Origin of the sequence: Pseudomonas sp. ANT_H4 (assembly GCF_008369295.1) — a bacterium.
Classification (GTDB): Bacteria; Pseudomonadota; Gammaproteobacteria; order Pseudomonadales; family Pseudomonadaceae; genus Aquipseudomonas.
The window spans coordinates 340,449-353,366 of sequence record NZ_VOBG01000001.1 but is presented as its reverse complement, the minus strand read 5'-3'; the positions used below and the strand labels follow the sequence as shown (position 1 = coordinate 353,366).

Sequence of the window (12,918 nt, the reverse complement as noted above, 5' to 3'; positions counted from 1 at the left end):
GGATGGATACGTGAGCGAAACAGCCTTGCCTAAAGATGAAGCCCAGCCCGCGCTTGATGCGCCTGTTGAGACCCCAGTCACTGCGCCCCGCCGTGGTAACGGCCTGGCGATCCTGGCCTTGTTGCTTGGTGCCGCAGGCGTTGCGGCCGGTGGCTGGGGGATCTGGCAGGTCCGGGCCCTGCAAGCGAGCAGCCAGCAACAGCTGGGCCAGGTGCAAACCCTGGATGAACAATCCCAAGGCCTTAAGCAGAGCCAGCAGCAGTTGGCCGCACGCTTGGCGCAGTTGCCGGGAGCTGATGAGCTGGAAGAGCGTCGCCGTCTGGTAGCGCAACTGCAAGGTGATCAGCAGCGCTTGAGCCAGCGACTGGAAACCGTGCTGGGCGCGAGCCGCAAGGACTGGCGCCTGGCCGAGGCCGAGCATCTGTTGCGTCTGGCCAGCCTGCGGCTGTCCGCCTTGCAAGATATCAACAGTGCCCAGGCGCTGGTCCAGGGCGCTGATGAAATCCTTCGTGAGCAGAGCGATCCGGGTTCCTATGCTGCCCGTGAGCAGTTGGCCAAGAGCCTGGCGGCCCTGCGCAGCGTCGAGCAGCCGGATCGCACCGGGCTCTATCTGCAACTGGCGGCCCTGCGTGACCAAGTAGTGCAACTGGCCGCCACTTCTCCGGAATATCAGCTTCAGGACGCCCCCCCAGGACGCCCAACCACCGATGATGAAAGCCGTTGGAGTCAATGGTGGGAGCAGATATCCCGCTATTTTCGTATCGACTTCAACCCGGATGACAACATTCGTCCACTGCTTGCCGGCCAAGGCCTGAACCAGGTTCGCCTGGCCCTTAGCCTGGCGCTGGAGCAGGCGCAATGGGCTGCCTTGAATGGCGAGCCGGCGGTCTACACCCGTTCGTTGGGCGAGGCCCGAAGCGTCTTGCAGGACAACTTCAATCAGAACAACCCGCAAAGCCAGGCAATGCTGGCACGCCTTGCCGAGCTTGAGCCCAAAGCTGTTTCGGTGGTGACGCCGGACTTGGCCGCGAGCCTGTCTGCGGTGCAGGCTTACCTTGAACGTCGTCATCTGTCTGCCGATGAAGCCAAGGCTTCCGCTGGCACGCCGGCGACCCAGGAGTAAAGCCGATGAAGCGTTTCTACGTGATCCTGGTGCTTGCGATTGCAGTTGCCCTGGCGCTGGCTGTGGGCATTTCGAAACACACCGGTTATGTGCTGATTACTTATCCCCACGTGCTGCATTACGAGTCTGGGCTGTGGTCGACGTTAGTGGCGGTGTTCGTCATCGGTTTGGCGATCTATTTGATCAGGGTGCTCCTGAGCCTGATGACCACCTCCGGTGGGGTGGTCAACCCGTGGTCGCGGCGTAACCGCAGTCGTCGGGTTCAGATCGCTATCGAGCAGGGGCAGATGGACTTGGCAGAAGGGCGCTGGGCCAGCGCCGAACGTCATTTGCACCGTGCCGCTGAGGCCGAACGCCAACCTCTGCTTTACTACCTCGGCGCCGCGCGGGCGGCCAATGAGCAGGGTCGCTACGAAGAGTCGGATGGCTTGCTGGAGCGTGCGCTTGAGCGTCAGCCCCAGGCCGAGCTGGCGGTGGCCTTGAGTCACGCGCAATTGCAGGTGGACCGTGGCGATACCGAAGCTGCCCTGGTGACTCTGCAGGCCATGCATGAACGCCATCCCCATAATGCTCAGGTGTTGCGTCAGTTGCAGCGGCTTTACCAGCAGCGTGGTGAATGGTCGTCGGTGATTCGGTTGTTGCCGCAGTTGCGCAAGGACAAGGTGTTGCCGTCGGCTGAACTGGCAGACCTGGAGCGTCGGGCATGGGGCGAGAACCTGACCCTGGCAGCCCAGCGCGAAGAACAAGGCGAGGCAGGTCTGCAATCCCTCGAACGTGCCTGGCAGCAGTTGACCTCGGCGCAGCGCCAGGAACCGCAACTGGTGCTGGCCTATGCCGAGCAACTGCGCCAGCTGGGCGCGGATGCGAAGGCCGAAGAGGTGCTGCGTGGGACGCTCAAACGCGCCTATGACAGCCATCTGATCAGGCTTTATGGTTTGTTGCGCGGCGGTGATCCGGCGCGGCAATTGAAGTTTGCTGAAGGCTGGCTCAAGGACCATCCAGGAGATGCCAGCTTGTTACTGACCCTGGGTCGCCTGTGCTTGCAAAACAGCCTGTGGGGCAAGGCTCGGGACTATCTGGAAAGCTGTTTGCAGGTTCAGCGCAATCCCGAGGCCTGCGCCGAATTGGCACGGCTGTTAGCGCAGTTGGGCGACACCGAGCGCAGCAACCAATTATTTCAGGAAGGCCTGGGCCTGTTGGACAATCGCCTGCTGGCGTCACCGCTACCGGTGCCCGCGCGGGTTTGAAGTAGGAAGTAGCGCAGGGTTGGCTCAGAATTGTCTGGTGGCCAACCCTCAATACCGCCTGATAGGTGCGAATAAAACGGCTTGCAGGTAAATACCTACGCAGGCTTACGTTTAATCACCCTGATGCTGATGGGATATCCCTACGTTCTCGCGGAATCGTCTGCTCCAGCGCGTATTGAAAGGGGTAAGGCCTTTCCTCTACCGTAACTACCTATCTCTTGCGTTGCGGATAAACAATGTCTTTGGCCCCCTCACGCTCCTTGTTCTTCCTGGCGTTTTTGGCTGGTGCGCTGACCTTGGGCGCGTCCTTTTACCTGGAATACGAGGCTCTTTTGCGCCCTTGTTTCTTGTGCATGGTCCAACGAATTTCGCTGGCAGCTTTCACGCTGATCAACCTTGTGGCCGCGACTCATGGCCCCAAGCGCTCCGGCATCTATCTGTATTGGTTGGCGAGCATGGGGTGTGCATTGCTGGGCGCCATCACGGCGGTGCGTCAGGTGCTGTTGCAAAACACCCCTCCAGAGCAATTGCCCAACTGCTGGCCCAGCCTGCAATACATGATTGAAAACCTGTCGCTCTGGCAGGCGCTGAGGCTGACATTCAAGGGCACCGTCGATTGCGTGGAAATCAACTGGACGCTGTTCGACTTGAGCATTGCGGAGTGGAGCCTGTTGTTCTTCGTCGCGATGCTGATCCTGGGTAGTACGCAGTTTTTCCGGTTGGTATTCAGTCTGCGTCTAAGGATGGCGCAGCACTGATTGAGCACCACAGGTCTGTAGGCGGGATTAAACACTTGTATGAACTTTCTCTCCTGCGTACCTTGAAGCCATAGTCCTGCGGGCATAATCTGGCCCGCACGCGTTATTGAAACAGTTTGTTCGATGCGGCTTTGTCCGGTTGCCGCTTTAATCTTGAAGTGTTGCGCGGGCAAAGGACGGCACCGCCCATAAGGGAAGAGAGATCATCATGCTGGAAAGTTGTCAGAATGCTCAGGAACGTTGGGGTGGTGTGCACAAACTGATCGATGGTTGGTTGAAGGCGCGTCACGAACTGGTTCGAGCCTATGATGCTCTCGGTGCCAAGCCCGAAGCGCTAGCTGAGAATCGCAAGCTTTTGCAGGAGTTTTGTGGTGTCTTGGTGGATTACGTGTCAGCTGGCCACTTCGGTGTTTATGAGCAGTTGACCAAGGAAGCAGAAGCTTTCGACGATCAGCGAGGTCTTGACTTGGCTGAGACGATTTACCCACGCATCGACGTCATCACCGAAAAGCTCCTGGCCTTCAACGATCTTTGCGACAAGGGCGAGTGCGTTGCGGCGAAATTCAAAGAGTTGGGCGGTCTGCTCCATGAGCGCTTTGAGCTGGAAGATTGCCTGATCGAGGTGCTGCACAACGCCCACAAGGAAGAGCCGGTAACACAGGCTTGATAGGTCGCTGCAGGATCAAAAAGCGGTGCGCATTGCGCACCGTTTTTCGTTGAGTTCAGGCACTTGTGCCGAGCAGCTCAATTTCGAATACCAGCGGCGTGTAGGGTGCGATCAACTCGCCTGCACCGTCAGTGCCATAGGCTTGCGCCGATGGGATCACCAGGCGCCATTTCGCCCCGACCGGCATCTGTTGCAACGCGTTGCGCCAGCCAGTGATCACACTGTCCAGGCGAAACCATTGGGGCTGTGCGCTCTGATCGAAGATCGTCCCATCGGGCAGCCGCCCCACATACTTCACTTGAACTCGATCGTTGGGCCCCGGTTTTTTTCCGGCGCCGGGGGTCAGTTCGGTTAGCAAGATCCCGTCTGCCAATTCGCGCACACCGGTTTTGGTTTTTTCCGTGGTTAAAAAACGCTGTTCGGCGGCGAGTGCTTTTTCGCTTTGCGGAACTTGCGCCTCTGCTGTGCTCTGGGTTTCATGCTGAGCCAGGATCTGTTCAATGCGCGCGTCATCCAGAGCCAGAGGCTTGCCTTGATAGGCCTGCTTGAGCCCGTCGATCAAGGCCTGGATTTGCAGGTTGGGGACTTCCTGACGCAAGCGTTCACCCAGGCTGGCTCCTAGGCTGTAGGCGAGATCATGGCTGTCGTTAGACGGGGCTTGGTCATTTGCCTGGGCTGCGTAAATCGACAAACTCAACACTAAAAAAAGGTAACGCGACATGGGCGTTCTCCAGCCGAAAGTGCGTTGGATTATGCCAGTGTGAGTGCCCAAAAAGTGGAGCGGCTTTTTGTTATATCGATAAGAATTTTGAAGCTGTGCAACGCAAGGCATTCGATACTGTCAACATGCCCTAGCGGCGGCAAGAGCAGAGAGCTAGTATGAGCCGCACCCACGTCAGCCAGGAGGTAAACCATGTCGGCCAAACAGAAGCCTGTAAATACCCCATTGCACTTGCTCCAACAGCTATCGAGCAGCCTGCTCGAACATTTGGAAAGTGCGTGTTCCCAAGCCTTGGCTGATGCTGAGAAGTTGCTCGCCAAGTTGGAAAAACAACGCGGCAAGGCTCAGGAAAAACTGCACAAATCCCGCACTAAACTGCAAGACGCCGCAACCGCCGGCAAAGCCAAGGCACAAGCCAAAGCCAAGGGCGCAGTCAAAGAACTTGAGGACTTGCTCGACGCCCTCAAGGGTCGTCAGTCCGAAACCCGCACCTACATTCTACAACTCAAGCGCGATGCTCAAGAGAGCCTGAAATTGGCTCAGGGTATTGGTCGTGTGAAAGAAGCCGTCGGTAAGGTCTTGGGCTCCCGCGCACCGGCCAAACCGGCTGCGGCGAGCGCATCGAAAAAACCTGCGAGCAAAGCAGTTGCTGCCAAGGCGCCTGCAAAAGCTGTAGCCAAGCCTGCGGTTAAAGCACCAGCTAAAACTGCTGCCAAACCGGCTGCTAAAACCGCTGCTGCGAAACCAGCCGCCAAGCCAGCTGCTAAAACCGCTGCTGCAAAACCGGCCGCCAAGCCAGTTGCTAAAACCGCTGCTGCGAAACCAGCCGCCAAGCCAGCTGCTAAAACCGCTGCTGCGAAACCAGCCGCCAAGCCAGTTGCTAAAACCGCTGCTGCGAAACCAGCCGCCAAGCCAGTTGCTAAAACCGCTGCTGCGAAACCAGCCGCCAAGCCAGTTGCTAAAACCGCTGCTGCGAAACCAGCCGCCAAGCCAGCTGCTAAAACCGCTGCTGCGAAACCAGCCGCCAAGCCAGTTGCTAAAACCGCTGCTGCAAAACCGGCCGCCAAGCCAGTTGCTAAAACCGCTGCTGCGAAACCAGCCGCCAAGCCAGCTGCTAAACCTGCTGCTGCAAAGCCAGCCGTCAAGCCAGCCGCCGCTAAACCTGCTGTAACAAAACCAGCCGCTATCGCTGCCAAGCCAGCTACCCCGGCCGCACCGGCTGCCAGCACTGCGGCATCTGTCGCGTCGGCCAGCAGCACCCCTGCACCGGCAAGCACCACCCCAACCAGCGCTTCCTAAGTGCCGGTGATCGCGACGCGCAGCTGATGCAGCGCGTCGCGGTCAAGGTTGGCGGCTTCGGTCGCCAGTCCTTCAAGCCAGGCACCTTGATCGGTCGCCTCGCCCAATGGCCATATCTGCGCCAGGGCTTCCAGGCGCGACAGCAATTGCCGTTCGGCATCCAGCTCCAGGGCCTTGACCCGTTCCCGTAACACTCCCAGCTCGGCATCCTGCTGCGCCATGGCGCGCCATTGCTTGCGCACGTGTCGTAGGGGTTCGACCACCTCGGCCTGCCAGGGATCTGCGATCTGTCGCAGCGCCTGCAAGCGGCGCTGTTCGAACGTCACGCCACGCTGATCCAGCCACAACCCACACAGCAACAGGCACACATCGGCCCCTTGACCCTGCAGGCGTAGGCAAGCGTCCTCGACACCCGGGCGGGCGTAGGTCAAGAGGGCAAAGCTCCACAGGTCAGCGCACATATTCCCCCCAAGCCAGCGGTCAACGAAGCTGGTAGACTCCGCCGCCATTATGATCCGACTTCAAAGCCTAACATTACAGCGTGGCCCGCAACGTCTTCTTGAAGACGCCGAGCTGATCCTGCACGCCGGTCACAAAGCCGGCCTGATCGGTGCCAACGGCGCCGGCAAATCCACGTTGTTTGCCTTGTTGCTGGGCGAGATGACTCCCGATTCCGGGGATTGTCTGCTGCCGGCCGACTGGCGAATCGCCCATATGCGCCAGGAGATCGACACCCTGGACCGCATCGCGATCGACTACGTGCTCGATGGCGACCTGCGCCTGCGCCAGGTGCAACACGACCTGGCCGAGGCCGAGAAGGCCCAGGACGGCGCCGCACAGGCCCGCCTACATGCCGAGCTGGACAGCGCCGATGGCTACACCGCCGACGCCCGCGCCCGCAAGATGCTGGCTGGCCTCGGGTTCACCAACGAACAAATGGATCGCCCGGTCGCGGACTTCTCCGGTGGCTGGCGCATGCGCCTTAACCTGGCCCAAGCGCTGATGTGCCCCTCGGACTTACTGCTGCTCGATGAACCGACCAACCACTTGGATCTTGATGCGATCCTGTGGCTGGAAGACTTTCTGAAAGCTTACACGGGCACCCTGTTGCTGATTTCCCACGACCGGGACTTCCTCGACGCCGTGGTCGACAACATTGCCCACATCGAACAGAAAAAAATCACCCTCTATCGCGGTGGTTACAGCGCGTTCGAGCGTGCCCGTGCCGAACGCCTGGCTCAACAGCAACAAGCCTACGAGAAGCAACAGGTGCAACGGGCGCACATGGAAAGCTACATCGCCCGGTTCAAGGCCCAGGCCACCAAGGCCCGTCAGGCCCAGAGCCGGATCAAGGCCCTGGAACGCATGGAAGAACTGTCGGCGGCCCACGTCGACTCACCGTTCGACTTCGTGTTCCGCGAATCGCTGAAAATCTCCAGCCCCTTGCTCGACCTGTCCGATGCTCGCCTGGGCTACGGCGAGAAGACCATCCTGGAGAAGGTCAAGCTGCAACTCGCTCCGGGCGCGCGGATCGGTTTGCTCGGCCCCAACGGTGCGGGCAAGTCGACGCTGATCAAAAACCTTTCCGGCGATCTGCAACCCCTGGCCGGTCGCCTGGTGCGTGGCGAGAACCTGGTGGTGGGCTACTTCGCCCAGCATCAGTTGGACTCTCTCGACTCCAAGGCCAGCCCGTTGTTGCACTTGCAGCGCCTGGCGCCCACCGAGCGGGAGCAGGTACTGCGCGACTTCCTCGGCGGGTTTGACTTCCGTGGCGCGCGCATCGACGAGCCAGTGCTGAATTTTTCCGGAGGCGAAAAAGCTCGTCTGGCCCTGGCGTTGATCGCCTGGGGCCGGCCGAACCTGTTGCTGCTCGATGAGCCGACTAACCACCTGGACCTGGAAATGCGCCTGGCGCTGACCATGGCCCTGCAGGAGTTCACCGGCGCCGTGCTGGTGGTGTCTCACGATCGGCACTTGCTCAAGAGCACTACCGATAACTTCCTGCTGGTGGCCGATGGCAAGGTTGAGGAGTTCGACGGTGACTTGGAAGACTACGCCCGCTGGCTGACGGACTATCGTCTGCGCCACGCGCCGGCCAGCAATACTCCGGTCAATCCCGACAAAACCGACAAGAAGGCCCAGCGCCAGGCCGCCGCCGCGTTGCGTCAGCAACTGGCCCCTCACAAACGCGAAGCCGACAAGCTGGAAGCCGAGTTGGGCAAGGTCCACGAGAAGCTGGCGAAGATCGAAACCAGCCTCGGCGACAGCGCTGTGTACGAACCTGCGCGCAAGGACGAGCTGCGCGACCTGCTGGCCGAACAGGCCAAGCTCAAGGTGCGTGAAGCGCAATTGGAAGAAACCTGGATGGAATCCCTCGAACTGCTGGAAAGCCTGCAAGCAGAGCTGGAGGCGCTGTCCTGATGGAAGCGTTGCAACTGCCGCTGCCGCCGCAATGGGTCGAGCCCATATGGTTTGGCGTGCAAATCCTGCTGATCCTGCTGGCTGGCTACCTCGCCCAGCGTTTTGTCGCCAAGTGCCTGACCCGTCTGGGCGAGCGTTATCCGTTCCCGCCGCAACTGCTGATGCCCCTGCGCGGCGGCTTGCGCTGGCTGATCATGGGCAGTGCGCTGATCTTTGTGCTGGAGCGCCTCGGCGTTTCTGCCACGGTGCTGTGGACCGCGCTGTCGGGCTTTGTCGCCGTGGCAGCGGTAGCGTTCTTCGCCATGTGGTCGGTGCTGTCCAACCTGCTCTGCGCCATTTTGATCTTCACCGTTGGGCCGTTTCGCCTCGGAGATGTGGTCGAGTTGGTGGACACCGTCGACAAGCCTGGCGTCAAAGGCCGGGTGGTGGCGATCAACCTGCTCTACACCACGCTGATTGAAGTGGAGGAGGCGGGGACCGGCAGCGTCATGGTGCAAGTGCCCAACAGCCTGTTCTTCCAGCGCTCGGTGCGCCGTTGGCGCGGCACCGATGTAACACCTTTGTAGGCGCGAGCGCTTCTACAGAAAAATCTGTAGCCATTGTTCGGGTGCCGGGGTTAGTTTAAGAAATATTCAGCAAACTCTCCCCGAGGTGTGTAATGGCGCTCGACACATGGCTGGCCTTTTTCCTGGCCAGTTGGATCATCAGTCTCTCTCCTGGCGCGGGCGCCATCGCCTCGATGTCCAGTGGCCTGCAATACGGTTTCCTGCGCGGCTACTGGAACGCCCTGGGCCTGCAACTGGGCCTGGCAATGCAGATTGCCGTGGTTGCCGGCGGCCTGGGCGCGATTCTCGCCACATCGTCCACTGCCTTCTACGCAATCAAATGGTTTGGCGTGGCCTACCTCGTGTACCTGGCCATCAAGCAATGGCGCGCACTGCCGGCCGACCTGACCGATGACGCAGCGGTTCGCCCCATCGGCAAGCCGTTGGCGATGATGTTTCGCGGCTTCCTGGTAAATGCCAGCAACCCCAAGGCCCTGGTGTTCATGCTGGCGGTGCTGCCGCAGTTCGTGAACCCGCAGGCTCCGCTGCTGATTCAGTACCTGATCTTGGGCGCGACGATGATCTGCGTGGATATGATTGTAATGGCGGGCTACACGGGGCTGGCGTCGAAAGTGTTGCGTTTGTTGCGCACGCCCAAACAACAGAAACGTATGAACCGTACGTTTGCCGGGTTGTTTGTGGGCGCGGCGGGTTTCCTTGCCAGCCTGCATCGCGCAACGGCCTGACTGAAGAAACCGAATCAAAATGTGGGAGCTGGCTTGTCTGCGATAGCATCACCACGGTGTAACTGATACACCGAGGCGTTTGTATCGCAGGCAAGCCAGCTCCCACATTTGATTTGTGTATCAGCGCAGAATTTTCGGCGCTTCATCTCGTGGCAAGTTGTTGCGCAATGCAGGTTGACCAGGTTGCTCCTGATAGCCGCTGCCCAGTTGCTCCTGCAACTGGCGCGCTACATCTTCCCCCAACGCCTTCGACACTTCCCGCACTACCCGTGGCCGGCTCAGGCTGACCTTTACATCGCGACTGTTCACCAGCTTGGTGTCCTGGCCTTCGCCTATGGCGGTAAACGCCGAGGTGATCTCAAAGGTGCGGGTGTTGATCAGGCTGAAATCGGCCACCAGGGTCAGGCCCAGGACCGCCGAGTAGCTGTTGGTGTTGTCCAGGGCGTTGATGTCCTGGGTGAAGTCGATGTCCGACAAGGTGCCGAACAGCACGTAGTCGGCACCCTTGAAGTTGCCCGCCTTGATGCGCTTGATCACGTCGTAGACATCGCCCTTGGCGTCAGCGGTATAGGGCGTGCCCTGCACCAACTGAAACTGCCGCGACTTGAGGATCTCGCCCTTGATGTCGCCCGTGAATTTACGCAACTCGGTCTGTTCGATGTAGCTGTTGCGGCTTTCGAACTCGCTGTAGCTCGACGAACCACTGGCGTTGTAGGCGCTGGCCTGGAAGTTGTTGTTGGCCGAGACCGCGTGGATGTACTCCTCCACTCGTGCCTCGTAGGCCAGGTCAGTGACGGCGATCTTGGGTGCGGCCGAGGCGCCAAAGGCGCACAGCAGGCCGATTATGCCGATCCATGCACGCATTGCTTAGCGCTCCGTGGTCTTGCGGATTTCTTTTTCGTCCATCCATTCGGCCAGGCCGCTTTCGACGTCGATCAGTTGCAGGCTGAACTTGTAGAACACGTCCTTGTAGTCAGCGCTGCGCTTGACGATGGAGCTGATGGAGCCTTCCAGCCGGTACTTGGCGGCGATCATGTTGCCGGTCTTGCTGACCGTGGCCTTCTTGTACAGGCCGCTCTGGTTTTGCAGCTTGAGCTGGTCGACCTGGCTTTGCATGTCGGTGTTGTCGCTGGCAAAACGCGCGGTGCCGGTCTTCATCAACTGGGTCTTGATTGAGGTGGTGATTTCGCGCGTGTCAATGTACTCGCTGGTCTTGTTCTTCACGTCGTACACCTGCACCACAGGGCGGCCGTGGAGGATGCCGGACTGGGCCAGGGAGCGGGTCATGCTTTCGGCGATCATCTGCAGGTCGGTGGAACCGAACTCGTTGGTCACCAGTTCCACGGCCTTGGTGTCGCCGTAACTGATGTTTTTCCCGCCGATGACCGGCGAGGTGTTGGCGCAGCCGCTGGCCAAAACGGCGACCACGGCGAGGAACGAAAAGCGTGCAAACATGGGGATGTCTCTCTGAAGCTTAATAGGGGGGTGGATCACGGCGTTTTTACTTCAAGGCGGAAGTCGGCAGCCTGGGGCAGGTTGGCGATAGCCGGCAGGAAGGTGGCCTGGTTGGCATAGAGCGTCAGCACTTTCCAGGTCTCTTCATCGCCCACCGGGAAACCATCGGCACCTAACCAGGCGAAGCGGTAATACATCATCTGGTTGCTGCTGGTGATGTTGCTCAGTTGCACCTTGGCGGTCATGAAGCCGTTTTCCCGGGCGACGCGGATTGCGCCCACGGCGATGCCCTTGAACTTGCCCATCACCACGATTTTGCTCGCAGCGCTGCCCGGTTCCGGTGGCGGTGTGGCGCAGCCGGCGAGCAGGACCAGCGCCAGGGCGCCGAAAATGAAATGACGCATAGCGTGCTCCTTAAGGTTGTTTGAGGCTGGCGACAGCCTGGGAAGGGTTGCTTGGTACCACATGGGCCGCCAGACCGCTGGCGAACACCTGGTTGCCGACCACGCGTAAGGTGATCACTTGATAACGCTGGTCGGCTTTAACCGTCACCAGGCTGCCGCCCAGGGCATTGGGCAGGCTGACCTGATGCTCGCCGTGCTTGAGGCGCAGGCGCGTCACCTGGGTTAGGTCTGGCAGGGTGCGCCAGGTGCGGGTGTCGGCGCCTTCGGTGATCGCCGAGGCGATACCCAGCACCAGGCCGGCCATGGGATTAACCTCGTTGAGGTTCTTTTGCGTTATGCCTCGGGTAATCGCCCGCACGGTGGTGCGCAGGATGATCCCCGGCATGTCATCGCGCAGGGCGCGACGAGACATGGCGGTGGTGCTATTGAGGGCGGTGAGGTTCTGCTGCCGACCGTCGACGCCGATCTGGTTGAATGTCGCGGTGGAGGTGTCGGGCTTGATCACCGGGAACGACAGCGGAGTGATCACCAGATTGCCGTTGATGGGGATCGGTAGCGGCAAGCGAATCGAATCCCGGGCCGGTGCCAAACCGCTTTGCACGACGATCAGCACGTCGCTTTCATCGGCGCTGGAAGCTGATTTATCCAGATCCAGCAGCGCCTGTTCCAGCAACGGCGTATTGGGGCGCAGTTCAGCAGCCTTGCGATAGCCCGGCGCGGCCAGGTCTTTCTCGCCCAGGGCCTCGTAGACGAAGCCAGCCAGGTAATGACTGAAGGCACTCTGGTAGCTGTTCTTCAAGCCGACCACTTCCGGTGCATTCAGGCTTTCCACCGGGTAGCCGCGCAGATCCTTGAATTGGGTGCTCACGCCCTGGCGTTCAGCCGCCTCTTCGCGCTTGAGGTATTCCTTATCCCGCAGATCCGCGATCACTGCTTCGCGTTCGTGGGTTTTCTTGATTTCGGTGCGGGCGCCGTCGAAGTCATTCACGGCCAGCAGGTTCAGCGCCATCTGCGTGGTCAGCATGACTTTCTCGTAGTCATAGCCTTCGTAGCGGCGGACTTTATCGTTGACCAGGAAGCTGCCGAACTGCGACAGGTAGCGCTCGGTGTCGAACTTCACCGACTCTTCCCATTTGTAGACCGCCAAATCCGCACTGCGCCAGGCTGTCTGGCTGCCGGTCAAGTCACCCTTGGCCCGAAGCAGCTCGCCTTTTTCAAAGTAGTAGAGAAGGTCCTTGTCTTCGCCGCTGTTGTTCTTCTCCAGCAACGTCAATGCGCCGTCAACATTACCGGTGGCCAACTGCTGATTGGTAGCCTGCAACTCCGAATCGTAACTGCGAAACATAGAACAGCCCGTCAGCAACATGACCGCGCTGAGCGCAAGCGAAGTAAAGAGGCGAGATACCATTGGAGTGCTGCTTCCCTGAGCGTAATCGGCCTAATGTGCTGGTTGGGCCGAATAACCAATCGCAGGAGAAGCCTCTATCCCACAAATCCCTCATAAAAGAGGAGCAAAATGCCATTTCGCGATA

At 59.8% G+C, this 12,918-nt stretch carries 14 protein-coding genes; 8 read left to right on the top strand and 6 right to left on the bottom strand.

The features are described 5' to 3' along the window. Window positions 1-10: 10 nt before the first annotated feature. The 4 genes from FQ182_RS01690 (at window position 11) to rsd (ending at window position 3,795) form a co-directional block, all read left to right on the top strand. On the top strand, window positions 11-1,123 hold the full coding sequence (locus FQ182_RS01690; protein ID WP_149412337.1) for a uroporphyrinogen-III C-methyltransferase: 1,113 nt from the start codon (window positions 11-13) through the stop codon (window positions 1,121-1,123). A gap of 5 nt (window positions 1,124-1,128) precedes the next feature. Next, complete coding sequence (locus FQ182_RS01685; RefSeq protein WP_149412336.1) at window positions 1,129-2,370, top strand: heme biosynthesis protein HemY; 1,242 nt, start codon at window positions 1,129-1,131, stop codon at window positions 2,368-2,370. 236 nt (window positions 2,371-2,606) lie between these two features. Beyond that, window positions 2,607-3,128 (top strand): disulfide bond formation protein B, encoded by a 522-nt coding sequence (locus FQ182_RS01680; RefSeq protein WP_149412335.1) that lies wholly within the window; start codon window positions 2,607-2,609, stop codon window positions 3,126-3,128. A 208-nt stretch (window positions 3,129-3,336) separates the two neighbouring features. Beyond that, on the top strand, window positions 3,337-3,795 hold the full coding sequence (gene rsd, locus FQ182_RS01675) for a sigma D regulator (protein WP_149412334.1): 459 nt from the start codon (window positions 3,337-3,339) through the stop codon (window positions 3,793-3,795). 55 nt (window positions 3,796-3,850) lie between these two features. Here the strand turns inward: rsd and FQ182_RS01670 are convergent, their stop codons facing one another. Further along, window positions 3,851-4,516 (bottom strand): FKBP-type peptidyl-prolyl cis-trans isomerase, encoded by a 666-nt coding sequence (locus tag FQ182_RS01670; RefSeq protein WP_149412333.1) that lies wholly within the window; start codon window positions 4,514-4,516, stop codon window positions 3,851-3,853. A 192-nt stretch (window positions 4,517-4,708) separates the two neighbouring features. Here FQ182_RS01670 and FQ182_RS01665 point away from each other — a divergent pair, with 192 nt between their 5' ends. Further along, window positions 4,709-5,815: an AlgP family protein gene (locus FQ182_RS01665; protein WP_149493970.1), complete on the top strand. Its 1,107-nt coding sequence runs from the start codon at window positions 4,709-4,711 to the stop codon at window positions 5,813-5,815. Here the strand turns inward: FQ182_RS01665 and FQ182_RS01660 are convergent. Then, window positions 5,812-6,276 (bottom strand): TIGR02444 family protein, encoded by a 465-nt coding sequence (locus tag FQ182_RS01660; protein WP_149412331.1) that lies wholly within the window; start codon window positions 6,274-6,276, stop codon window positions 5,812-5,814. The genes FQ182_RS01665 and FQ182_RS01660 overlap by 4 nt on opposite strands. A gap of 49 nt (window positions 6,277-6,325) precedes the next feature. On the opposite strand from FQ182_RS01660, the gene FQ182_RS01655 reads away from it, so the two are divergent. The 3 genes from FQ182_RS01655 to FQ182_RS01645 all read left to right on the top strand — a co-directional run bounded on the left by FQ182_RS01655 (window position 6,326) and on the right by FQ182_RS01645 (window position 9,527). Next, window positions 6,326-8,236, top strand: a complete 1,911-nt coding sequence (locus FQ182_RS01655) for an ATP-binding cassette domain-containing protein (protein WP_149412330.1) — start codon at window positions 6,326-6,328, stop codon at window positions 8,234-8,236. Further along, window positions 8,236-8,802, top strand: a complete 567-nt coding sequence (locus tag FQ182_RS01650; RefSeq protein ID WP_149412329.1) for a mechanosensitive ion channel family protein — start codon at window positions 8,236-8,238, stop codon at window positions 8,800-8,802. The genes FQ182_RS01655 and FQ182_RS01650 overlap by 1 nt, the downstream gene beginning before the upstream one ends. 92 nt (window positions 8,803-8,894) lie before the next feature. Continuing rightward, window positions 8,895-9,527 carry a LysE family transporter gene (locus tag FQ182_RS01645; RefSeq protein WP_149412328.1) on the top strand — a complete coding sequence of 211 codons (633 nt, stop codon included), beginning with the start codon at window positions 8,895-8,897 and terminating at the stop codon, window positions 9,525-9,527. Between the two features lie 120 nt (window positions 9,528-9,647). Here FQ182_RS01645 and FQ182_RS01640 read toward each other — a convergent pair whose 3' ends face one another. From FQ182_RS01640 to FQ182_RS01625, 4 genes are read right to left on the bottom strand one after another with little or no spacing between them, the layout of a single operon-like run. Then, on the bottom strand, window positions 9,648-10,391 hold the full coding sequence (locus FQ182_RS01640; RefSeq protein ID WP_149412327.1) for a penicillin-binding protein activator LpoB: 744 nt from the start codon (window positions 10,389-10,391) through the stop codon (window positions 9,648-9,650). A gap of 3 nt (window positions 10,392-10,394) precedes the next feature. Then, window positions 10,395-10,982 (bottom strand): penicillin-binding protein activator LpoB, encoded by a 588-nt coding sequence (lpoB, locus tag FQ182_RS01635; RefSeq protein WP_133100821.1) that lies wholly within the window; start codon window positions 10,980-10,982, stop codon window positions 10,395-10,397. Window positions 10,983-11,017: 35 nt separating this feature from the next. Further along, the gene (locus FQ182_RS01630; protein WP_133100822.1) at window positions 11,018-11,386 is read right to left on the bottom strand and encodes a YcfL family protein; all 369 of its coding nucleotides are present in this window, start codon (window positions 11,384-11,386) and stop codon (window positions 11,018-11,020) included. A 10-nt stretch (window positions 11,387-11,396) separates the two neighbouring features. After that, a complete protein-coding gene (locus FQ182_RS01625; protein WP_149412326.1) occupies window positions 11,397-12,794 on the bottom strand; it encodes a COG3014 family protein in 1,398 nt (465 codons plus the stop codon). Window positions 12,795-12,918: the final 124 nt, after the last annotated feature.